This is a genomic window from Streptomyces sp. NPDC002867 (assembly GCF_053591895.1).
This window is the reverse complement of the sequence record NZ_JBSFUR010000015.1, coordinates 110,252-130,908: the sequence shown is the minus strand read 5'-3', so window position 1 is coordinate 130,908 and position 20,657 is coordinate 110,252. Positions and strand designations below refer to the sequence as shown.

The 20,657-nt window shown below is 71.8% G+C and carries 19 protein-coding genes and 1 tRNA gene; 9 read left to right on the top strand and 11 right to left on the bottom strand.

Features of this window, described 5'->3' with window-relative positions:
- Positions 1 to 8: 8 nt before the first annotated feature.
- The 3 genes from ACWD0A_RS17250 to ACWD0A_RS17240 form a co-directional block, all read right to left on the bottom strand.
- Entirely contained in the window at positions 9 to 791 is a 783-nt protein-coding gene (locus ACWD0A_RS17250) for a DUF6227 family protein (protein WP_451298864.1), read from the bottom strand.
- 152 nt (positions 792 to 943) lie between these two features.
- Positions 944 to 2,014, bottom strand: coding sequence for a P1 family peptidase (locus ACWD0A_RS17245; RefSeq protein WP_451298862.1), 1,071 nt, complete (start codon positions 2,012 to 2,014; stop codon positions 944 to 946).
- 18 nt (positions 2,015 to 2,032) lie between these two features.
- Positions 2,033 to 3,250 (bottom strand): low temperature requirement protein A, encoded by a 1,218-nt coding sequence (locus ACWD0A_RS17240; protein ID WP_451298860.1) that lies wholly within the window; start codon positions 3,248 to 3,250, stop codon positions 2,033 to 2,035.
- 669 nt (positions 3,251 to 3,919) lie between these two features.
- On the opposite strand from ACWD0A_RS17240, the gene ACWD0A_RS17235 reads away from it, so the two are divergent.
- Positions 3,920 to 4,126, top strand: coding sequence for a hypothetical protein (locus ACWD0A_RS17235; RefSeq protein WP_451298858.1), 207 nt, complete (start codon positions 3,920 to 3,922; stop codon positions 4,124 to 4,126).
- A 50-nt stretch (positions 4,127 to 4,176) separates the two neighbouring features.
- On the opposite strand, the gene mscL is transcribed toward ACWD0A_RS17235, so the two are convergent.
- From mscL to ACWD0A_RS17205, 6 genes are all read right to left on the bottom strand, one after another.
- On the bottom strand, positions 4,177 to 4,674 hold the full coding sequence (gene mscL, locus ACWD0A_RS17230) for a large conductance mechanosensitive channel protein MscL (protein ID WP_451298856.1): 498 nt from the start codon (positions 4,672 to 4,674) through the stop codon (positions 4,177 to 4,179).
- 138 nt (positions 4,675 to 4,812) lie between these two features.
- Positions 4,813 to 5,328, bottom strand: a complete 516-nt coding sequence (locus ACWD0A_RS17225) for an RcpC/CpaB family pilus assembly protein (RefSeq protein WP_451298854.1) — start codon at positions 5,326 to 5,328, stop codon at positions 4,813 to 4,815.
- Positions 5,329 to 5,849: 521 nt separating this feature from the next.
- The gene (locus tag ACWD0A_RS17220) at positions 5,850 to 6,749 is read right to left on the bottom strand and encodes an S-methyl-5'-thioadenosine phosphorylase (RefSeq protein WP_451298852.1); all 900 of its coding nucleotides are present in this window, start codon (positions 6,747 to 6,749) and stop codon (positions 5,850 to 5,852) included.
- 81 nt (positions 6,750 to 6,830) lie between these two features.
- Positions 6,831 to 7,145, bottom strand: a complete 315-nt coding sequence (locus tag ACWD0A_RS17215; protein ID WP_451298850.1) for an FmdB family zinc ribbon protein — start codon at positions 7,143 to 7,145, stop codon at positions 6,831 to 6,833.
- 68 nt (positions 7,146 to 7,213) lie between these two features.
- Positions 7,214 to 8,485: an MFS transporter gene (locus tag ACWD0A_RS17210; RefSeq protein WP_451298848.1), complete on the bottom strand. Its 1,272-nt coding sequence runs from the start codon at positions 8,483 to 8,485 to the stop codon at positions 7,214 to 7,216.
- Positions 8,486 to 8,771: 286 nt separating this feature from the next.
- A complete protein-coding gene (locus tag ACWD0A_RS17205; protein WP_451298908.1) occupies positions 8,772 to 10,271 on the bottom strand; it encodes a potassium/proton antiporter in 1,500 nt (499 codons plus the stop codon).
- Positions 10,272 to 10,488: 217 nt separating this feature from the next.
- On the opposite strand from ACWD0A_RS17205, the gene ACWD0A_RS17200 reads away from it, so the two are divergent.
- The gene (locus ACWD0A_RS17200) at positions 10,489 to 13,290 is read left to right on the top strand and encodes a penicillin acylase family protein (RefSeq protein WP_451298846.1); all 2,802 of its coding nucleotides are present in this window, start codon (positions 10,489 to 10,491) and stop codon (positions 13,288 to 13,290) included.
- Here ACWD0A_RS17200 and ACWD0A_RS17195 read toward each other — a convergent pair.
- Positions 13,256 to 13,873 (bottom strand): 5-formyltetrahydrofolate cyclo-ligase, encoded by a 618-nt coding sequence (locus ACWD0A_RS17195; RefSeq protein WP_451298844.1) that lies wholly within the window; start codon positions 13,871 to 13,873, stop codon positions 13,256 to 13,258. The two genes, ACWD0A_RS17200 and ACWD0A_RS17195, sit on opposite strands and share 35 nt — an antisense overlap.
- Before the next feature lie 95 nt (positions 13,874 to 13,968).
- Between ACWD0A_RS17195 and galU the strand changes: the two genes are divergently transcribed.
- The 7 genes from galU (at position 13,969) to ACWD0A_RS17160 (ending at position 19,348) form a co-directional block, all read left to right on the top strand.
- Complete coding sequence (galU, locus tag ACWD0A_RS17190) at positions 13,969 to 14,892, top strand: UTP--glucose-1-phosphate uridylyltransferase GalU (RefSeq protein WP_451298842.1); 924 nt, start codon at positions 13,969 to 13,971, stop codon at positions 14,890 to 14,892.
- Between the two features lie 4 nt (positions 14,893 to 14,896).
- Positions 14,897 to 16,198: a molybdotransferase-like divisome protein Glp gene (gene glp / locus ACWD0A_RS17185; RefSeq protein ID WP_451298840.1), complete on the top strand. Its 1,302-nt coding sequence runs from the start codon at positions 14,897 to 14,899 to the stop codon at positions 16,196 to 16,198.
- 73 nt (positions 16,199 to 16,271) lie between these two features.
- A complete protein-coding gene (moaC, locus tag ACWD0A_RS17180) occupies positions 16,272 to 16,763 on the top strand; it encodes a cyclic pyranopterin monophosphate synthase MoaC (protein ID WP_177150524.1) in 492 nt (163 codons plus the stop codon).
- On the top strand, positions 16,760 to 17,290 hold the full coding sequence (locus tag ACWD0A_RS17175; protein WP_451298837.1) for a MogA/MoaB family molybdenum cofactor biosynthesis protein: 531 nt from the start codon (positions 16,760 to 16,762) through the stop codon (positions 17,288 to 17,290). The genes moaC and ACWD0A_RS17175 overlap by 4 nt, the downstream gene beginning before the upstream one ends.
- On the top strand, positions 17,287 to 17,949 hold the full coding sequence (locus tag ACWD0A_RS17170) for a GNAT family N-acetyltransferase (protein WP_451298835.1): 663 nt from the start codon (positions 17,287 to 17,289) through the stop codon (positions 17,947 to 17,949). Before ACWD0A_RS17175 ends, ACWD0A_RS17170 begins: the two co-directional genes overlap by 4 nt.
- A gap of 147 nt (positions 17,950 to 18,096) precedes the next feature.
- Complete coding sequence (sepX, locus tag ACWD0A_RS17165; protein WP_451298833.1) at positions 18,097 to 19,191, top strand: divisome protein SepX/GlpR; 1,095 nt, start codon at positions 18,097 to 18,099, stop codon at positions 19,189 to 19,191.
- Between the two features lie 83 nt (positions 19,192 to 19,274).
- Positions 19,275 to 19,348 (top strand) — tRNA-Ala (locus ACWD0A_RS17160).
- A gap of 132 nt (positions 19,349 to 19,480) precedes the next feature.
- Here ACWD0A_RS17160 and ACWD0A_RS17155 read toward each other — a convergent pair.
- A complete protein-coding gene (locus tag ACWD0A_RS17155) occupies positions 19,481 to 20,644 on the bottom strand; it encodes an FAD-dependent monooxygenase (RefSeq protein ID WP_451298831.1) in 1,164 nt (387 codons plus the stop codon).
- Between the last annotated feature and the right edge of the window lie 13 nt (positions 20,645 to 20,657).

The window sequence follows — 20,657 nt, the reverse complement described above, 5'->3', positions numbered from 1 at the left end:
CCGGGCCGCTACCGCACCCGCGCGCGAAGCTGCATCGCTTCGCGCGCGGCGTGCTCCGCCTCGTAGACCTCGCACATGTGGCGGCCGTCGGGCGTCGCCGTGTGCTCGACCTCCCACAGGCTGGTCTCCGTGCCGTCCAGCAGCAGGAACGCGTGTTCGTACAGCGTGAAACCGGCGTCCTTGCCCGCCACCCGGAACTGCCGGCCGAAGACCTGCGTGATGTGGTGCGCGAACGCCGCCCGCAACCGACGCGCGGTTTCCTCGCCGGGCCGGTTCTCGTTCTCCGCACGGCGCAGCACCCGGCGGGCGTGGTCGGCCGAGTCGTCGGGGACGTACATCGGCGGGGGTGGCGCCGGGGGCGGCGTCATCAGCGAGGCGAGGAGCTCCAGGTCGGCGTCCAGGCAGAAGCCGGGACCGGGCGCGTCCGCGGCGAACCCGGGGAAGCCGGCCGGGAGGCGGGACGCGGCGAGCCGGACCTCGGACTCGTCCGCGTAGAGCTCGTGCTGCTCCGTGTCACAGGCGCCGTCGCGCCCGGTGCCGCCGCCGTCGTTGCTGTGGACGAGCTCCCACAGAGTGAGGGAACTGCCGTCGCCGAGCAGGTACGTGTGGCGATAGGTCGCCCGGTGCAGCCCCGCCTCGTGGTGGGAGGAGTGCAGCGAACTGGCATGGGTCAGTGCCGATCCGAGCCGCTCGACCGTCGCGTCGGGCAGATCGAAGGAGTTGAGCGCCCGACCCAGGAGTCGCTCGAGGTGCGTCTCGGTTGTCTCGTACGGATCGATCGGATCGTTCAAGAGGGGTCTCCAGGCCGTCGCCACACGTCACTTGCTGATTGCTAAACGTAGCGCTTGGGTCTGACAACGCGTTCAGGGTTCCAGTAAAACGAGGGGCCGGGCGGCCGGGGTTCCCGTTCGCACGGACGTTCCCAACTGGCCACGGGGTGACGTCATTCGGTGCCGTACAGCTCCCGGTACGAGGGGAAGACACCGCCGGGCCCGTCGACGCCGTCGGCCGCCCGCACGGCCCTCACGATCGCCCGGGTCACCATGTCCGCTCCCGCGGCGAGGACGTCGTTGAGGGCGAGCGGGTCGGCCTTGTCCAGTGGCTTCGCACCCGTGGCCAGGGCGAACACGGTGTCGCCGTCGTTGAGCAGGTGTACCGGCCGTACGGCGCGCGCGATGCCGTCGTGCGAGGTGCCGGCGAGCTTGTGGGCCTGGGCGCGGGTCAGGTCGGCGTCGGTGGCGACGACGGCGAGGGTGGTGTTCAGCGGCGCCGGCCCGTTCTTCTCGCGTACCTCGGCCAGCCGCGACTGGGCCGCCGCGTGCACGGCGGGCTCCGGTTCGTTGGTGCGTTCGGTGCCGTACGCGCCGTACAGTGCGCCCGTGCGCGGGTCGACCGCCGAGCCGACCGCGTTCGCGACGACCAGCGCCGCCACCGTGATCCCCGACTCCAGGACGCAACTCGCGGTCCCGACACCGCCTTTGAACCGGCCGATCACCGCACCCGTGCCCGCGCCCACCGCTCCCTCGGCGACCGGGGCGCCTTCCGCGCTCGCCGCCGCGGCCTCCACGGCGGCCCGTCCGGTCGAGGCGTCCGGCCGGGCGTGCCAGTCGCCGCCGCGGCCGAGGTCGAAGACGCACGCGGCCGGCACGACGGGAACGACCTGCGAGGGGTCCGGCCCCACCCGTACGCCCCGGCCCTGCTCCTCCAGCCACGCCATCACTCCGGCTGCGGACTCGAGCCCGAAGGCGCTGCCGCCCGTCAGCACGACGGCCTCGATGCGCTGGACGAGGTTGCGCGGGTCCAGGGCGTCCGTCTCCCGGGTGCCGGGCCCGCCGCCGCGTACGTCCACGGCGGCGACCACGCCACCTGCCGGCGCGAGCACGACGGTGGTGCCGCTGAGCGCGCGCTCGCCCGGTACCTGCGCATGCCCGACGCGCAGACCGGCCACATCCGTCAGTCCGCCGCTGCCCGAGCCGGGGCCGGCCCCCGGTCCCGTGAGTTCGTCGACGCCCATGGCTCCCACCGTAGTTGGTCAACCGGCGGTCGCGGGGTGCGGTGGGCGGGCAGCCAGTGTCACGCCGACCGCCACCGTCGCCGCCGCGGCCAGCCCGGCGGCGAACACCGCCCAGTGGCCCGCGAACGTGCACGCCAGGATCGCCAGCGCGCCGGCCGGCAGCAGCACCTGCTGCGCCACGCCGCGCTTGAAATACCGGGCGTGCAGCAACCACACCGTCACGAGGAACGTCGCGGCGGGGATGGTCACCGCCGCTGACGCGGCGGTGACCGACACGTGCGCCTTGCCGACCGTCTCCTCCACCGCGACCTCCAGCCCCGCGCCGACCGCGGCTGCCGAAGCGAAGATCATCAGGTGGCCGTAACCCCAGGGGATCGCCTGGCGGTTGGACCCCAGCCGCTCGTGCGCCGGGACGGCGAAGTAGATCCACCACGCGGAGAAGACGATCAGCAGCCCGCCCGCGGCGATGGGCAGCAGCTCGCCGAGGGCGTCGTTCTCGTCGAGCGCGGACTGGACGGCCGTGGTGGCTGCGTGCATGGTCTCGCCGAGCACGATGAGCGTGAACAGCCCGTACCGCTCCACGATGTGATGCGGATGCCAGGCCGTCTGGTGATTCCGCTCGGCGACCACGGGGACGAGCAACTCGCCCATCGCGACGATCAGGAACAGCCAGCGCTGCGAGCCCTCCGGAGCCGACAGCAGCGCGACCCACGCGGCCTGGCAGAGTACGAGGCCCACCGCGTACTGCACAGCGGTGCGCCGGGCGGGGCCGGACGGCTCGGAGGCGGCGGCGCGCAGCCACTGGGCGGTCAGTGCCACGCGCATCACCAGATAGCCGACGACGGCGACGGTCCAGTCGTTGTCGACGAAGGCGCGCGGCACGCCCGCCGCGTAGACCAGGACACCGGAGATCTGCACGAGGGTGGCGATCCGGTACGGCACGTCGTCGCAGTCGTAGGCGGAGGCGAACCAGGTGAAGTTCATCCACGCCCACCACACGCCGAAGAACACGTACAGGTAACCGACGACTCCCGTTGCCGCGTGATTCTCGGCGACGGCATGCACCAGTTGGAGCCCGGCCTGGGCGACGGCGACGACGAAGCACAGGTCGAAGAAGAGCTCCAGCGGGGTCGCGGTGCGGTGGCCCTCCTCCCGGCTGCGGGCCGTCATCCGCCGCAGCGGCCTGGTGTGATGGTGGTGAGCGGACCCGTAGTCCGGACCAGGTGTGGACATCATGGGCAAAGCACAGCAGAACGGTCCGCTCGCCGATGGCCGGACGCGCGCGCCCGCCGATCCGGTCACTCCGTCATCTGTTGAGGCCCCCGCTCACCCCCCTGTCCACCAAAACGGGCCCATCTCTGCAAACCGCCCTAGCGTGGCTTCGTGACCGAGCCGCCAGATGCCCCCGCCGTACCGGCGAAGCCGTCGGTGCCCCCGTCCGAGCCGCTGCCCGTGCCGCCGGTGCCTCCCGCACCGCCCTGGCGCGGAGACGGCGCCGGGCAGCCGCGCTCCGGTGCCGGCGGTTCGCCGAGTCGTCGCCCGAGCGCGCGGCGTTGCTCGACCGCCCCGGGGCGACGACCGCGGGCGCGGGGGAGAAGCCATGAGCGAGGCGAATCCGGGAGCAGGCTCGCTGGACCCGAACCATGCGGAAGGCTCGCCGCACGCGAACGATCCAACCGGCGCGGCTGACGGCTCTTCCGGGACCGGTCCCGCGGGCCGGGCCGATGCGTCCGGCCCGCCCAGGCCGCCCGGCCGGTCCCGCGCGGCTCGCACTGGCGATGACCGTCGTCGGCCCGGTGGGGTGCGGGCCTCCTGGTCCTGTCGTACCTCGTGGTCCTCGCGCTGTGGTCGCCGGACCCCAGAGACCGTTGACCGCAGGGGCCCCGGCCGCCTTACCCTGGAGGCATGAGCACCGCCCCCGCCCCCGGACCGCGAGATGCGAAGCAGCCCGGCCGGCAGCACTCCAAGCCGGAGCTGACCTTCGACGATCCGATGGACCAGCAATCCTCGGACGATACGGACCGCGGGTGGGGTGAGCGGCCTCAGGCCAGCGGTGACAGCGCCGCCGATCTTGCGCGCTTCCTCGACGAGAAGCCGCCCCACCACATCTGAGCCCTCGGGGCTCGCGGTTCCTGCCGGGTGGCTCGCGGTTCCCGCGGTGTCTAGCCGCGGTCGCCGGGTGCCGAAGCCCCCGCCGGGCCCCCGGTGTCCCCACCGCGCTGGGCGAGAAGAGCGTCGCGGATCTCCTTCAGGACCTCCAGCTCCGTCACCTCCAGCGTCTCGTGCACGCTTTCCTTCGCCTTGCGCTGTGCCTCGCGGCGTGCGAGGTACTTCGCCATGGGCAGCACCATCAGGAAGTACACGACGGCCGCGGTGATCAGGAACTGCAGGGTGGCGCCGAGCACCGATCCCCACATGATCTGGATGCCCTGCATCTCGCCGTCGACGACCTGGCAGGGGGCCTTCAGGCAGGAGCTGTAGGAGTCCAGGTTCTTCGTGCCGAACGCTCCGACGAGCGGGTTGATCACGCCCTTCACCACAGCGTTGACGATGTTGGTGAACGCGGCACCGATGACGACGGCGACCGCGAGGTCGATCACATTGCCACGCATCAGGAAGGCCTGGAAGCCTTCGAGCAGGCTCGGCTTCTTCTCGCTCACGAATGAGCCTCTTTTCACATGTGCGGTAGGGCAGGGGGACAATTGCGCAACTTACGTCAGCCCCCGGCCGCCCTGTCCAATTCGCACTCGCCGACTGGCGACCTGGCGATACGTCGGCACGAGTCGGCGTATCGAACGTCAGCACACTGTCACCGCCAGTCGGGACGTCGCCCCGGCTCCGGCCAGCGTGGCGGCGGTGGTCCGTGGAACGGACAGTACGATCAACGCGCCGCCGCCGACGGGGTCCTCGCCCGCTCGCGGGATCGCGGCGACCCGGACTCCGGAGGCCACAACCTTCGCCGGCGAATCCGCACCCGGCGGCGAATCGGCGGCTGCGATCACATCGACCCGGTCTCCCGGCCGCAGCAGCCGGACCGTCGCCGCGTCGGCGATCCGCACGGGAGCTGACACCAGAACGTCACCAGGGCGGCTCTCATGCGCCGGAGCAGCGGCCGCCAAGGGCCCCGTGCCCGGGCTCGCTTGGCCATGCGGCCCCGACCCGCCGCCCGGATCGTCCGGGCCACGCGCGCCCGAAGCGGCCAGCGCCGCGGCCGTCACCGCCAGCCCGGCGGCCATCGCACGCCGCTGCCTGCGCAGCGCCCGCCGCAGCCGACGGCTGCCACCGCGCACCCGCAGCGGCGCGAACTGTGGCACACCCAGGGGCTCCGGAGCCGGTGACGACGCCATGGAGAGTGCCGCCGGGACGGTGAACCGGCCGGCCGTCGGGAGGGTGAACGGAACGGTCGGCGGAGCGGTCACCGGACCCGACGGGCCGTCCGGCGAGTCCGGTGACGCGTCCGGTGAAGGCGGCGCGGACGACACCCGCGCCGAGGCGGCTGAAGTGGCCGACGGCGTCGCGGGGCCGGCGAGGGAGTCGGGACCGGAAGTGTCGTCTGCGCCGGCGAGCGAGCCAGGAGCGGAGGCGGAGCCGGGGGAGGAGGAACAGGGACCGGAAGAGGAGTCCAGGTCGGTGAGTGAGCCGGGACCGGAGGAGGAAGAGGAGCCGGGACCGGAAGAGGAGTACAGCGACATGCCGAGCACCGCCTGTCATGGGGCGTGGACCGGGCCTGCTGCCCGTGTCCGACCGCTCCTCACGATCCACTTTCCGGCCCCACCCCGCCGAAGCCTGTGGACAGCCCCCGGCTTGTGGACAACTCGGCCACCCCTGAGCGTGATTACGGCAGTTCGATGCCCGGATCGACCCCCGCCAGCGCGTTCCCACAGGTGCAGTTGCGGTCCTCGTTCGCCGGCAGCGCGGCCACCGCGTCGAAAAGCACGGTCCGCAGCCGGTCCACATTGGCGGCGAACACCTTCAAGACTTCTTCGTGGGAGACGCCCTCGCCCGCCTCCGCCCCCGCGTCCAGGTCCGTGACGAGGGTCATCGACGTGTAGCAGAGCTCCAGCTCACGGGCCAGCACCGCCTCCGGGTGCCCGGTCATGCCGACCACCGACCAGCCCATCGCGGCGTGCCAGCGCGATTCGGCACGGGTCGAGAAGCGCGGCCCCTCGACGACCACCAGCGTGCCGCCGTCCACCGGCTCCCAGTCGCGTGCGCGCGCCGCCTCCAGGCCCGCCTTGCGCCCCCGCGGGCAGTACGGGTCGGCGGGCGAGACGTGCACGACGTTCGGCACCTCACCGGACGGCAGGGGCAGCCCGTCGAAGTACGTCTGGGCCCGGGACTTCGTACGGTCGACGAACTGGTCGGGCACGAGCAGTGTGCCCGGGCCGTACTCCGGCCGCAGGCCGCCCACGGCGCACGGTCCGAGCACCTGGCGCACGCCCACCGACCGCAGCGCCCAGAGGTTGGCCCGGTAGTTGATGCGGTGCGGCGGCAGATGGTGGCCGCGTCCGTGGCGGGGCAGGAAGGCCACCTTGCGGCCGGCGATCTCGCCGAGGAACAGCGAGTCGCTGGGAGCGCCGTAGGGGGTGTCGACCTGGATCTCGGTGACGTCGTCCAGGAAGGAGTAGAAGCCGGAGCCGCCGATCACGCCGATCTCGGCGCGGGCGGAGCCGGAGCCGTCAGAAGAACCGGAACCGCTGTCGGAGCCTGTGTTCGGGTGCGCGTTGGTCGCCATGGCGATCACAGTAGCCGGACGCGAAAACGCCAAGAACCCCACCGTGGCCACTGCCACGGCGGGGTCCGCGCATCGTGAGGATCAGGCGGCGGAGCCGGAGGCGCTCGAGGCGCTCGTCGAGGAGGACGAAGCGGAGCTCGACGACGAGGTCGTGGTCGAGGAGGACTTCGACTCGGACGACTTCGAGCTCGACGAGGCAGGAGAGCTGCTCGACGACGAGCCACGGCTGTCGTTGCGGTAGAAGCCGGAGCCCTTGAAGACGATGCCGACCGCCGAGAACACCTTCTTGAGGCGTCCGTCGCAGCTCGGGCATACGGTCAGGGCGTCGTCGGTGAACTTCTGGACCGCCTCGAGGCCCTCGCCGCATTCGGTGCACTGGTACTGGTAGGTCGGCACTGGTCTTCCTCCTGGCACTCTCACTCGATGAGTGCTAACGACGATCCATAGTGACGTATTCCGCTGGATCAGTCCACCGTCACCGGCACTCGGTGACCGATCCCACGTGCGGCCACCCGCCCGCCGGCCGTCGGCGCGAGGCGCGACCGCAGTGCCAGCAGGGTGGCCAGCGCCAGCGCCGTGCCCACGAGCGGGACCACGAATCCGGCGCTCGCGCCGTAGCCGTCGGCAAGCCGTCCGGCCACTGTCACGGCCGCCGCCTGCCCGAGCGCCACCGCGCCCGTCAGCCAGGTGAAGGCCTCGGTGCGGGCGGACGCGGGCACCAGCGACTCGACCAGCGTGTAGCCGCTGATCAGGGCCGGTGCGATGAACAGGCCGACGACCAGGCCGAGCGTGCCGAGCAGGGCCACGGAGTGCACCGTCCACAGGAGGGACGCGGCGACCGTGAGCGCCGCGTAGCCGACGACGAGCCGGCGGCGCGGTCCGCTCTTCCAGGCGACGGCTCCCACGGTGATGCCGGCCAGCATGTTGCCCGCGGCGAAGAGACCGTAGAGCAGACCGTTCATGCCCGGCTGCCCGATCTCCTCGGTGAAGGCGGTCAGCGAGACCTGCATGCCGCCGAAGACCGCGCCGATGCCCAGGAACGCGACGGCGAGCACCCGCACGCCGGGTACGGAGAGCGCGGACGTACGCTCCGCGCGCATCTCGGCGCTCTGGTGGCCGTGAGCAGGCTGGGTGCGGCGCTGGGCCGCGAACAGCAGGCCGCCCGCCAGCGTGAGCGCCGCCTCGGCGATCAGGCCGGCGGCGGGGTGCACGCCCGTGCACAGGGCGGTGGCGAGGACCGGGCCGACCACGAAGGTGAACTCGTCCGTCACCGACTCGAAGGCGGCGGCGGTCTGCATCAGGGGCGAGCCCTGGAGCCGGGCGGCCCAGCGGGCCCGCACCATCGGTCCGATCTGCGGCACCGACGCACCGGTGGGCACCGCAGCCGCGAACAGGGCCCACAGCGGAGCACCCGCGAGGGCCAGTGCCGTCAGCGAGGCGACGGAGACGGTGTGCACCAGGACCCCGGGCAGCAGGACCGCGCGCTGGCCGAAGCGGTCGGCGAGCTTTCCGCTCTGCGGGGCGAACAGCGCCATGGAGACGCCGGTGACGGCGGCGACCGCACCGGCGCTGCCGTAGGAACCGGTCGTGTGCTGGACGAGCAGGACGATGCCGATCGTGAGCATCGCGAAGGGCTGCCGTGCAGCGAAACCGGGGAGCAGGAACGTCCAGACTCCGGGGGTGCGGAGCAGCTGTCCGTAACCAGGACGCCTGCCAGAAGCGACCGTGGACGCCACGGCCCCTTGCCTTTCTGCCGCCTGGTAGCGCTCCCCTGGGTGTCGGGAGCCGCCGAGAGCTGTCCTCTTGCGCGGAACTGCGGTAGATACCGGGGTCCGCTCGGGGGACGCCGCGGCCGCCATACGGTCGCGCCAGCTCTGCGTCAGGCAGAGTTGGTCGATCAGTGTGCCTTCATGGTACAGGGATTCCTGCCATGACCACCTGGGAAATGACAGAGATCACCCCGTCTATTCCTGGGTTTGAACAGCTCCAGGCCACAGAGGCGGCGCAGTCCACGGTCCACCGTCACCTGGAGCCGCCTCCGGTGCCCAGCCAGCCGGCCAGCTTTCCGCCCTGGCTGACGGCCCTGAGCCGCCGCTCCGCGGCGTCCCTGACCGGATCGGTGGCCACGACCAGCAGCTCGTCGCCGTGCCGCAGCACGGTCGACGGGAGCGGCACGAAGGTCTTGCCCTCGCGTACGACGAGGGTGACCGCCGAGCCGGAGGGCAGCCGCAGCTCGGCGACCTCCACACCGTGGATCTTGGAGCTGTCCGGGATGGCCACCGACAGCAGATGGCCGCGCAGCCGCTCCAGCGGGGCCGACTCGACGCCGAGGTCGGCGGCCTCGGAGGGGTCGCCGAGCCGCAGTGCCCTCGCCAGCCACGGCAGCGTCGGACCCTGGACCAGGGTGTAGACGACGACCAGCACGAAGACGATGTTGAAGATCCGGTCGTTGCCCTCGACACCGGAGACCATGGGGATCGTCGCGAAAATGATGGGCACGGCGCCGCGGAGGCCGGCCCAGGACATCAGCACCTGCTCCTGCCACGGGATGCGGAACGGCATGAGGCTGATGAGGACTCCCACCGGGCGGGCGAGCACCGTCAGTATCAGGCCGACCACCACCGCGGGCCAGAAGTCCCGCAGCAGCTCGTGCGGCGTCACGAGCAGTCCGAGCAGAACGAACATGCCGATCTGCGCGATCCAGCCGAGGCCCTCGGCGAAGCCGCGGTTCGCGGGCGCGTGGGGCAGCTTGGAGTTGCCGAGGATCATGGAGGCGAGATAGACGGCGAGGAAGCCGCTGCCGTGCGCCATGGCGCCGGCCGCGTAGGCGACCACGGCGATGGCCATGACGGCGATGGGGTACAGGCCCGACGCGGGCAGTGCGACGTGTCGCAGCCCGAAAGCGCCGAGCCAGCCGACGGCCAGTCCGACGAGCGCGCCGATCGCCAGTTCCAGCGCGATCTTCCCGACGAGGGTGTACCAGTGGTCGATGGGGCCGGCCGAGGAGAAGGCCACGACCAGGATGACGACCGGGGCGTCGTTGAAGCCGGACTCGGCTTCCAGGGCGCCTGTCACCCGGGCCGGAAGCGGCACCTTGCGCAGGACGGAGAAGACCGCCGCCGCGTCCGTGGAGGACACGACCGCTCCGATGATCAGCGCCTGTCGCCATTCCAGGCCGACGAGGTAGTGAGCGGCCGTGGCCGTGATGCCCACGCTCACCGCGACGCCGACCGTCGACAGCGCAGCGGCCGCTGGCAGCGCGGGTTTGATCTCCTTCCACTTGGTGCCGAGGCCACCTTCGGCCAGGATCACCACAAGTGCGGCATAACCGATCACCTGCGTCAGTTCGGCGTCGTCGAAGTGGACGTCGAGCAGGCCGTCCTGGCCCATCGCGATCCCGATCCCGAGATACAGCAACAGGCTGGGCAGCCCGCTGCGGGACGAGATGCGCACCGCCGCGACGGCGATGAGCAGGACGAGCGAGCAGATGAGCAGGAGTTCGTTGAGCTGGTGGACAGTCAGTGGCCGATCCTTCCCCTCGCGCCCTCATACCGGGATCTTCGTACCGGCGGCGACACTTCGTTACCTTACCTAATCTTTAACGTTTCCTTGATGGCGCGATGATCTGTTTGTCCGACTGCGGGGACGGCCTTGTGGACACCGCGTCTGGGCCGGTGGGGCGCTGCGCCTAGAGTTGCCTCAGCATTCCCAGGACCACCCTGCCCCTCGAAGGACAGCGATGCCCGCCAACACAACCGCCTCTTCCCCCAAGAAGAAGAAGGGGCGACGCGCCCGACTGCTCGTGCTCGTCCTGGTGCTGGCGCTCGTCGCGGGTGTCGGTTACGGGGCCTACTGGAGCGTCAGCACGGTTCGCGCCTCGTTCCCCACCACCAACGGCACGATCGAACTCGCGGGCCTCGGCGGCCAGGTCGAGGTCAAGCGCGACGACAACGGCATTCCGCAGATCTATGCGGACAGCGACGAGGACCTGTTCCGCGCCCAGGGCTTCGTCCAGGCGCAGGACCGCTTCTGGGAGATGGACGTCCGCCGGCACATGACGGCGGGCCGGCTCTCCGAGATGTTCGGTTCGGGGCAGGTCGAGACGGACGCCTTCCTGCGCACGCTCGGCTGGCGCAGGGTGGCACAGCAGGAGTACGACACCAAGCTCTCGCCCGAGACGAAGAAGTACCTCCAGGCGTACGCGGACGGTGTCAACGCGTACCTCAAGGGCCGCTCGGCCGAGGAACTGTCGGTCGAGTACGCGGCCCTGGCCTTCACCAACGACTACAAGCCCGAGCCGTGGACGCCGGTCGACTCCGTGGCGTGGCTCAAGGCGATGGCCTGGGACCTGCGCGGCAACATGCAGGAGGAGATCGACCGCTCGCTGCTCACCAGCAGGCTCAGCGAGAAGCAGATCCGCGACCTGTACCCGCCGTACCCCTACGACCGCAACGAGCCGATAGTGCGGCGGGGCGGGATCGACCCGGTCACCGGCAAGTACGACCCCGCCGCCAAGCCCTCCGGCTCGGCGGGCGACGGTGCGGCGGGCAGCGGTTCCGGCGGGAGCGGTGCAGCGCTCGGCGGCGCGGGCAGCGGCTCGGACAGCGCGGCCGGAGCGGGCCAGGGGCTGAACTCCCAGCTGGGCGCGCTCTCCGACACCCTCGACGCGATCCCCGCACTGCTCGGCCCCAGCGGCAACGGCATCGGCTCCAATTCCTGGGTCGTCTCCGGGGCCTACACGACGACCGGCAAGCCCCTGCTGGCCAATGACCCGCACCTCGCGCCTCAGCTGCCGTCCCTCTGGTACCAGATGGGCCTGCACTGCCGCACGGTCTCCGAGCGGTGTTCGTTCGACGTCGCGGGTTACACCTTCTCCGGCATGCCGGGCGTGATAATCGGCCACAACCAGGACATCGCCTGGGGCTTCACCAACCTCGGCGCCGACGTGACCGACCTCTACCTGGAGAAGCTCAGCGGGGACAACTATCTCGTCGGCGGCCGGGAGAAGAAGCTGACCACCCGCACGGAGGTCATCAAGGTCGCCGGCGGCTCCGACAAGACGATCAGGGTCCGTTCCACGGAGCACGGCCCGCTGGTCTCCGACCGCAGCGACGAGCTGGAGAAGGTCGGCGAGCGGGCTCCGGTGTCCAACGCCGCACCCGACCGCGGCACCGGTTACGCGGTCTCCCTGCAGTGGACGGCCCTGCAGCCCGGCAAGTCGATGGACGCCGTCTTCGAGCTCAACCAGGCCAAGGACTTCCCGTCCTTCCGCCGCGCCGCCCGCGACTTCGAGGTGCCCTCGCAGAACCTGGTCTACGCCGACACCAAGGGCAACATCGGCTACCAGGCCCCGGGCAAGATCCCGCTGCGCGCCGAGGGCGACGGCACGACCCCCGCGCCCGGCTGGGACCCGAAGTACAAGTGGGACGGCTACATCGCCTTCGACGAGCTGCCCTACGAGTACAACCCGGACCGTGGCTACATCGTCACCGCGAACCAGGCGGTCGTCGACGCGAAGAAGTACCCGTACCTGATCACCGAGGACTACGGCTACGGCGCCCGGAGCCAGCGGATCAACGATCTCATCGAGTCGAAGATCCGGGGCGGCGGCAAGGTCTCCACCGAAGACATGCGCACCATGCAGATGGACAACAGCAGCGAGATCGCCAAGCTGCTGACGCCTTACCTGCTGAAGATCGACGTCTCCGACCCGTACGTCCGCGAGGCGCAGAAGCTGCTGGAGGGCTGGGACTACACCCAGGAACCGGACTCCGGTGCCGCCGCGTACTTCAACGCCGTATGGCGCAACGTGCTCAAGCTGGCGTTCGGCAACAAGCTCCCCAAGGAACTCCGGATCGAGGGCGAGTGCCTGAACGTGCTGCCCGCCGACAGCACCGCGCCGGACGACGACCTGACCGAGCGGGTGCGCGAATGCGGCCAGCGGGACGGCGACTCCGCGCAGCCCGACGGCGGCGACCGCTGGTACGAGGTGGTGCGCCGGCTGCTCAAGGACGAGGACAACGAGTGGTGGCGCACGCCGGAGACGCGTACGGACGAGGCGACCGACACTCGTGACGGGCTCCTCGCCCGAGCCATGGAGGACGCCCGCTGGGAGCTGACCGCGGAGCTCGGCAAGGACGCCTCCAGCTGGACCTGGGGCCGACTGCACCAGCTGACGCTGAGGAACCAGACGCTGGGCACCGAGGGACCGGGCTTCCTGCAGTTCGTGCTCAACCGGGGCCCGTGGAACCTGGGCGGCGGCGAGGCCGCGGTCAACGCCACCGGCTGGAACGCGGCAGGCGGCTACGGCGTCGTGTGGGTCCCGTCGATGCGGATGGTCGTCACCGTCGGCGAGTGGGACAAGTCCCGGTGGATCAATCTGACCGGGGCGTCGGGCCACGCGTACAGCGCCCACTACACCGACCAGACCGACAAGTGGGCCGAGGGCGAGCTGCTCGACTGGGTCTACGGCGCCCAGGCGGTGGACGCCGCGACCGTCGACACGCTCAAGCTCGTCCCGCCGGGCGGGCCGGCCCAGTGAAGCGGCGCACCCCCTGAGGCGTGACCACGGCGTGGACGGGGTGGTCGTGCGGTTCCACCGGGACCCGCGCGACCACCTCGTTCGCGTAGAGGAGCACGACGAGGGCGGGGTCGGCGTCGGCCGCGGTGAGCCGGGCCAGCACGCGGTCGTACGAGCCGCCGCCACGGCCCAGCCGCATGCCCTCGGCGTCGACGGCGAGCCCGGGCAGCAGCACGGCGTCGGCGCCGACGACGGCCGAAGGGCCCAGCCGCTCGCCGTCCGGCTCCAGCAGGCCGCGTCCGGCGGGCACCAGGTGTCCGGGGCCGCGGTAGACGCCCCAGTCGAGGTCGTTGTCCGGAAGGAGGACCGGAAGCAGGACCCTCGTGCCGCGCGCGAGCAGGGCGTCGAGCAGCGCACGCGTGCCGGGCTCGCGCCCGACGGAGACGTATGCGGCGACGGTGCCGGCCTCGGCCAGCTCGGGCAGGAGCAGAGCGTGCCGGGCTAGGGCGGCCGCCGCCTCGCTCGCGTCGTCGGCGGACAGAAGCCGTCGCGCCCCGAGGAGTTCGGCGCGAAGCACAGTCTTTCCGGACATTTCCTTGCCCATTGGTCGTCTGTAAACCTCTCGTATACGTCTCTATGAGGATGAAGTTAACCGGAGCATCATCTTCCGGCCTATATTCAGCGGATATGGTGCTCCGCATGACTCAGTCGCACTCCAGGATCAGCAAGGCTGTCATCCCCGCCGCAGGCCTCGGCACCCGGTTCCTGCCTGCCACGAAAGCCACTCCCAAAGAGATGCTGCCTGTGGTCGACAAGCCCGCGATCCAGTACGTCGTCGAGGAGGCGGTCTCGGCCGGCCTCTCCGACGTCCTGATGATCACGGGTCGCAACAAGCGCCCCCTCGAGGACCACTTCGACCGCAACTATGAGCTGGAGGAGGCGCTCTCCCGCAAGGGCGACGCCGGGCGCCTCGCGCGGGTTCAGGAGTCGAGCGACCTCGCCACCATGCACTACGTGCGCCAGGGCGACCCGCGCGGGCTCGGTCACGCCGTCCTGTGCGCCGAGCCGCACGTCGGGGACCAGCCGTTCGCCGTCCTCCTCGGCGACGACCTGATCGACCCGCGCGACCCGCTGCTCGCGCGCATGATCGAGATCCAGGAGCGCGAGGGCGGCAGCGTCGTCGCGCTGATGGAGGTCGACCCGGCGCAGATCCACATGTACGGCTGCGCCGCCGTGAAGCCCACCGGTGACAGCGACGTCGTGAAGATCACGGACCTGGTCGAGAAGCCCGACCCCGCCGAGGCCCCCAGCAACCTCGCGATCATCGGACGTTACGTCCTCGACCCCGCGATCTTCGGGATACTGCGCGAGACCGAGCCGGGCCGCGGCGGCGAGATCCAGCTCACCGACGGCATCCAGAAGCTCGCCGAGGCCGAGCACTCCGTGGACGAGGCGGGACGCTCCGGCGGCCCGGTGCACGGGGTGATCTTCAAGGGCCGCCGCTATGACACAGGCGACCGTGGCGACTATCTGCGTGCCATTGTCAGACTCGCGTGCGAACGTGAAGACCTGGGCCCGGAGTTCCGGGACTGGCTTCGCAGTTTTGTGACCGAGGAGATGTAGGACCGTGAGCAGCACGATCTGGTCGGTTGACGACCACCTGGAGGACATCCTCGCCGCGATCCGGCCGCTCGACCCGATCGAGCTCCAGCTGCCGGACGCGCAGGGCTGTGTCCTGGTCGAGGACGTCACCGTCCCGGTCGCGCTGCCCCCCTTCGACAACAGCTCCATGGACGGCTACGCGGTCCGGGTCGCCGATGTGGCGGGCGCGAGCGAGGAGTTCCCCGCCGTGCTCACCGTCATCGGCGACGTGGCGGCCGGCAGCGGCGAGCTTCCCACCGTCGGCCCCGGCCAGGCCGCGCGGATCATGACCGGCGCGCCCCTGCCGCCCGGAGCCGAGGCCGTCGTCCCCGTCGAGTGGACCGACGGCGGCGCCGGAGGCGGGGCCGCGAGCACGATGCGCCCGGCCGGTGAGGCCCCCGAGGGCGCGAGCGGAGAGGTCCGGGTGCACCGCCCCGCCCAGGAGGGGGCCCATGTGCGGGCCGGCGGCAGCGATGTGCAGGCGGGCGATCTCGCGCTCGCCGCGGGCACGGTGCTCGGCCCGCCGCAGATCGGTCTGCTCGCTGCGATCGGCCGCGGCACGGTGCGGGTGCGTCCCCGTCCGCGCGTGGTCGTCCTGTCGACCGGCAGCGAACTGGTCCAGCCCGGCGAGAAGTTGGCCGAGGGGCAGATCTACGACTCCAACAGCTTCGCCCTGGCGGCCGCGGCCCGCGACGCCGGCGCGATCTCCTACCGGGTCGGCGCGGTCACCGACGACGCCGAGACGCTGCGCGCCACCATCGAGGACCAGCTGATCCGCGCCGACCTGCTGGTGACCACGGGCGGTGTGAGCGTCGGCGCGTACGACGTGGTCAAGGAGGCGCTCGCCTCGGTCGGCGACGAGGACGTGCCCGGCAGCGGGATCGACTTCCGCAAGCTCGCGATGCAGCCGGGCAAGCCGCAGGGCTTCGGTTCCATCGGCCGCGACCGCACGCCACTGCTGGCCCTGCCGGGCAATCCGGTGTCCAGCTACGTGTCCTTCGAGCTGTTCGTCCGGCCCGCGATCCGCACGCTGATGGGCCTGCCGGACGTGCACCGCCCGAAGGCCAGAGCCGCGCTCAAGGCGGACAAGGCGCTGTCGTCCCCGGCCGGCAAGCGACAGTTCCTGCGGGGGACGTACGACGCCGGAGCGGGCAGCGTCACCCCGGTCGGCGGCTCCGGCTCCCACCTGATCGCGGCCCTCGCTCAGGCCGACTGCCTGATCGTCGTCCCGGAGACCGACACCTCCGTGGAGCCCGGCGCCGAGGTCGACGTGGTCCTCCTGGGGTGAGAGGCGCTGCGTGGCGGTAGCGTGTCTGCGCACACAAGGCCCTGAGGGGACCGGACCGGGAGCGCCACAGCAGATGAGTACGCAAGGCAGGCTGACGCACATCGACGAGGCGGGGGCCGCCCGCATGGTGGACGTATCCCAGAAGGACGTGACCGCCCGCACCGCGCGGGCGACCGGGCGCGTCCTCGTATCGCGGCAGGTCGTGGAGCTGCTGCGCGGCGAGGGCGTCCCGAAGGGTGACGCGCTCGCCACGGCCAGGATCGCCGGGATCATGGGCGCGAAGCGCACGCCCGACCTGATCCCGCTCTGTCACCCGCTCGCCGTCTCGGGCGTGAAGCTGGACCTGTCGGTCACGGACGACGCAGTCGAGATCGCGGCCACAGTGAAGACGACGGACCGCACGGGCGTGGAGATGGAGGCCCTCACCGCCGTCTCCGTCGCCGCGCTCACCGTCGTGGACATGGTGAAGGCGGTCGACAAGGCGGCCGTGATCACGGACATCCGCGTCGAGGAGAAGACGGGCGGCAAGTCCGGCGACTGGACACGCGAGGGAGCACAGTCATGACCACCGCCGCCCACGCCACCGCGCCGTACCGGGCCCTGGTCGTCACCGCGTCCAACCGCGCCTCCGCCGGGGTGTACGAGGACAAGGGCGGCCCGCTGATCGCCGAGAGGCTCACCGTCCTCGGCTTCGCCGTCGACGGCCCCCGCGTGGTGCCCGACGGCGACCCGGTCGGCGAGGCGCTGCGCGCGGGGGTGGAGGACGGCTACGACGTCATCCTCACCACCGGCGGCACCGGCATCTCGCCCACAGACCTCACCCCCGACGTCACACGCGCGCTGCTCGACCACGAGGTCCCCGGCATCCCGGAGGCCATCCGGGCGTACGGGCGGGACAAGGTGCCCACCGCCGCGCTCTCGCGTGGTGTCGCCGGTGTCGCCGGCCGTACCCTGATCGTCAACCTGCCGGGCTCCACCGGAGGAGTGCGCGACGGGCTGGCGGTGCTGGAGGGGGTCCTGCGCCACGCCGTGGACCAGATCCGCGGCGGGGACCATCCACGTCCGGCGGACCAGTCGTCACCGACGTCATGAACGTGACCTGGCCCGTGGTCCTCGCGGACGGCGATGTCGTCCTGCGCCCCATAAAGATGCGCGACCAGCGGAACTGGCGCGAGGTCAACCGCCGCAACCGCGACTGGCTGCGTCCCTGGGAGGCGACGATCCCGCCGCCCGCCCCGGGCGGCCCGGTCACGCAGCGCCCGACCTACCGTCAGATGGTCCGCCACCTGCGGGCGGAGGCGAACGCCGGCCGGATACTGCCGTTCGTCATCGAGTACCGCGGCCGTCTCGTAGGGCAGTTGACCGTCGCCGGGATCACCTGGGGCTCCATGTGCTCGGGCCATGTCGGGTACTGGGTCGACCGGGACGTCGCGGGCCGCGGCGTGATGCCCACGGCGGTGGCTCTCGCCGTGGACCACTGCTTCCGTACGGTCGGGCTGCACCGGATGGAAGTGTGCATCCGGCCCGAGAACACGCCCAGCCGCCGGGTCGTGGAGAAACTCGGATTCCGCGAGGAGGGGCTGCGGCCCCGCTATCTCCACATCGACGGTGCGTGGCGTGACCATCTTGTCTTCGCGCTGACGGTCGAGGAAGTCCCGGAGGGACTTCTGACCCGCTGGCACCAGGCACGACCTGGATCGGCACCCGGAACACCCGGAACGGCATCCGGGACGGCACAGGAAATAAAATAAGTGTTCGAAATTGGTCGCCGTCCGGTCGTCACGGAACGCCAACTGGTCTGAGTAATCACAAAAAAAGTCGGTGATATCAGCCAGATCGTGCGACACACCGGGCCAATTGGCGGATGCCCTTGCGCGAATCCCTCTACGGTGTGATGCGTGAGCAGCAGCGGCCTCATCTACGCAGTCATCGTCGGGGCCTGGGCCGCCTACTTGGTGCCGATGTGGCTCCGCAGGCAGGACGAGCTCAACGAAGCCCGTCCCACGGAACGCTTCTCCACCGCCATCCGGCTGTTGTCCGGGCGGGCGGGGATGGAGCGCCGGTACGCCAAGGAGCTGCGGGAGCGCATCGCAGAGGGGCCCGAGCACGACGTGGACCCGGACGCCGCCACGGACCGGCTGAGTTCTGTGGACGTCCGGGCCTTCGCCGCGCCCCGAACCGACGTGCGCCAGGAAGCGTCGTCCGGCACGACCTCGGACGCCGACCCTCCGGGCCGTCCGCCGGCCCGGCGCCCGGCCCCGCGGCAGCGGCAGAGCCGCGCCGCCGTCGAGCGGGCCCGGCGCAGCAAGGTACTGGCCCGCCGCAGACGGACGACGTCGGTCCTGTTCGTCGCCTTCACCGCCGGAGCGGTGGTCGCGGCGGTCGGCGGACTCGGCTTCCTGTGGGCGCCGGGCGTCCCGGCCGTCCTGCTGAGCATCTACATCGTGCATCTGCGGACCCAGGAGCGGCGGCGCTTCGCGTACGTCATGGACCGCAGGCAGGCCGAGGCCGCGGCACAGCGGCTGCGGGAGAACCGGCCGCGCCGCCACCAGCCGCCCGCCCGCGCGCCGGAGCCCGACGAGGAGCCCGCCGCGCACGCCGAGCCGGAGCCGGCGCCGAGGCTCTCACCGCAGGAGGCCGGGCGCCGGGCGCTGGTCGAGCAGACCGACCACGCCGAGTGGGTGGATCAGCAGCGCCAGCGCGGCCCCGCGACCGGCGACAGCTGGGACCCCGTTCCCGTGCCGCTGCCGACGTACGTCACCGCGCCCGTCGCCCCGCGTGCGTCGAGCGGTGTGGAGGTCAGCGATCCGGAGACGTGGAGCGCGGCCCGCTCCTCGGCCGCGGAGCCGACGACCCCGGCCGCGCCGGCACCGACCGCGGAGCCGCCGGCGGGCCGGCGGCCTCCCCAGGCGCGCCGCTCCCGTGACCGCGGCCGCACGCCGCTCTTCGATCAGTACGCGGACGAGGACCGGCCGCGCGCGGCCAACGAGTGACGCCGCCCCGGCGGCATCCGTGACCAGGGCGGAACGGATTTCCAAGCACCCCGATCGGGATGCTAGAGTTTCACTCGTTGCAAGGGCCTGTGGCGCAGTCTGGTAGCGCACCTCGTTCGCATCGAGGGGGTCTGGGGTTCAAATCCCCACAGGTCCACCGCAGCTGAGAGCCCCGATCGGAGAGATTCGATCGGGGCTCTTCGGCGTTCCGGGGAGCCCTTGGGGCCGTCGGCACGATGGGTGTGGCGTAGGTCTCTTCGGTCGCAGACAGCCCGGGGAGCGTCGCGGACTACCGGGGGCCGAGGCGGGGTGGGACCCAGGCCGCGTGGCGCAGGATCGCGCGGACCGTCGCGCCGGCCGGGGCGAGGCGCAGGGCCGCGTTGCGGGCGGCCACCGCGACGGGGTGGGCCAGTTGCTGGCCCATGCGGCCCGCCCGGCGTGCGGCGCGTGCCACCGACTGGGCGCGCGGGCGGCGTTCGGCGTCGTAGCGGTGCAGGGCCGCCTCGATGGAGGGCTCCTCGGCCAGCGCGGCCGCGAGCGTGACCGCGTCCTCCAGTGCCTGACAGGCGCCCTGGCCGAGATGAGGGGGCATGGCGTGGGCGGCGTCGCCGAGGAGGGCGACGCGGCCGGAGACGAACGTCGGGAGCGGGGTGCGCAGTTCGGCGATGTCGTGGTGCAGTACCGCCTCCGGTGCGGTCGCGGCCAGCAGGGCCGGGATCGGCTCGTGCCAGTGCCCGAAGCGGTGGCGGACCTCGGCGAGCGGGTCGGGATAGCGGACGCCGGCAGGGGCGTTGAGGACGGCGTGCCACTCCACGCGGCCGTCCGTGAAGCGCAGGTGGCCGAACTCGGCTCCCCTGCCCCAGGTCAGCTCGAAGTCGCCGCCGACCTCGACGGGCCGTTCGGTGATGGCGCGCAGAACCGTGGAGCCGCTGTGCACGGGGCCGGGCGCGGTGGGGAAGAGCCGGCCGCGCAGCCCGCTGCCCACGCCGTCGGCGGCGACGACCAGATCGGCCGCCAGTGCGGTACCGCCGAGGGCGACACGGGGGCGGGCGGGGTCGGCGAGATCGAGGGCGGTGACCTCGGCGCCGGTGACCAGGGTGCCCGGGGCGAGCACCGCCCGCAGCTCCGCGTGGAGGTCGCTGCGCGGGATGCCCGCGATCGGCGCGCCCAGGGCGCGTTCGATTGCGGCGCCGTCCATCTCGGCCAGCAGGCCGCCGCGCGGCGTGCGGGTGCCGCCCGTGAGCTGGCGGGCCGATGCCGCGCGGACGGCGTCGCCGACGCCGAGCGCGTCGAGGGCGCGTATGCCGTTGGCCGCCAGTGAGATGCCGGCGCCCGCGTCGTCGAGCGCCCGGGCACGCTCGACGACCGTGACGCCGAAGCCGACGCGCCGGAGTCCGATCGCGGCGGCGAGACCGCCGATCCCTCCGCCGACGACCACCGCTGTTGCCGTCACGCCCGCACGCTCC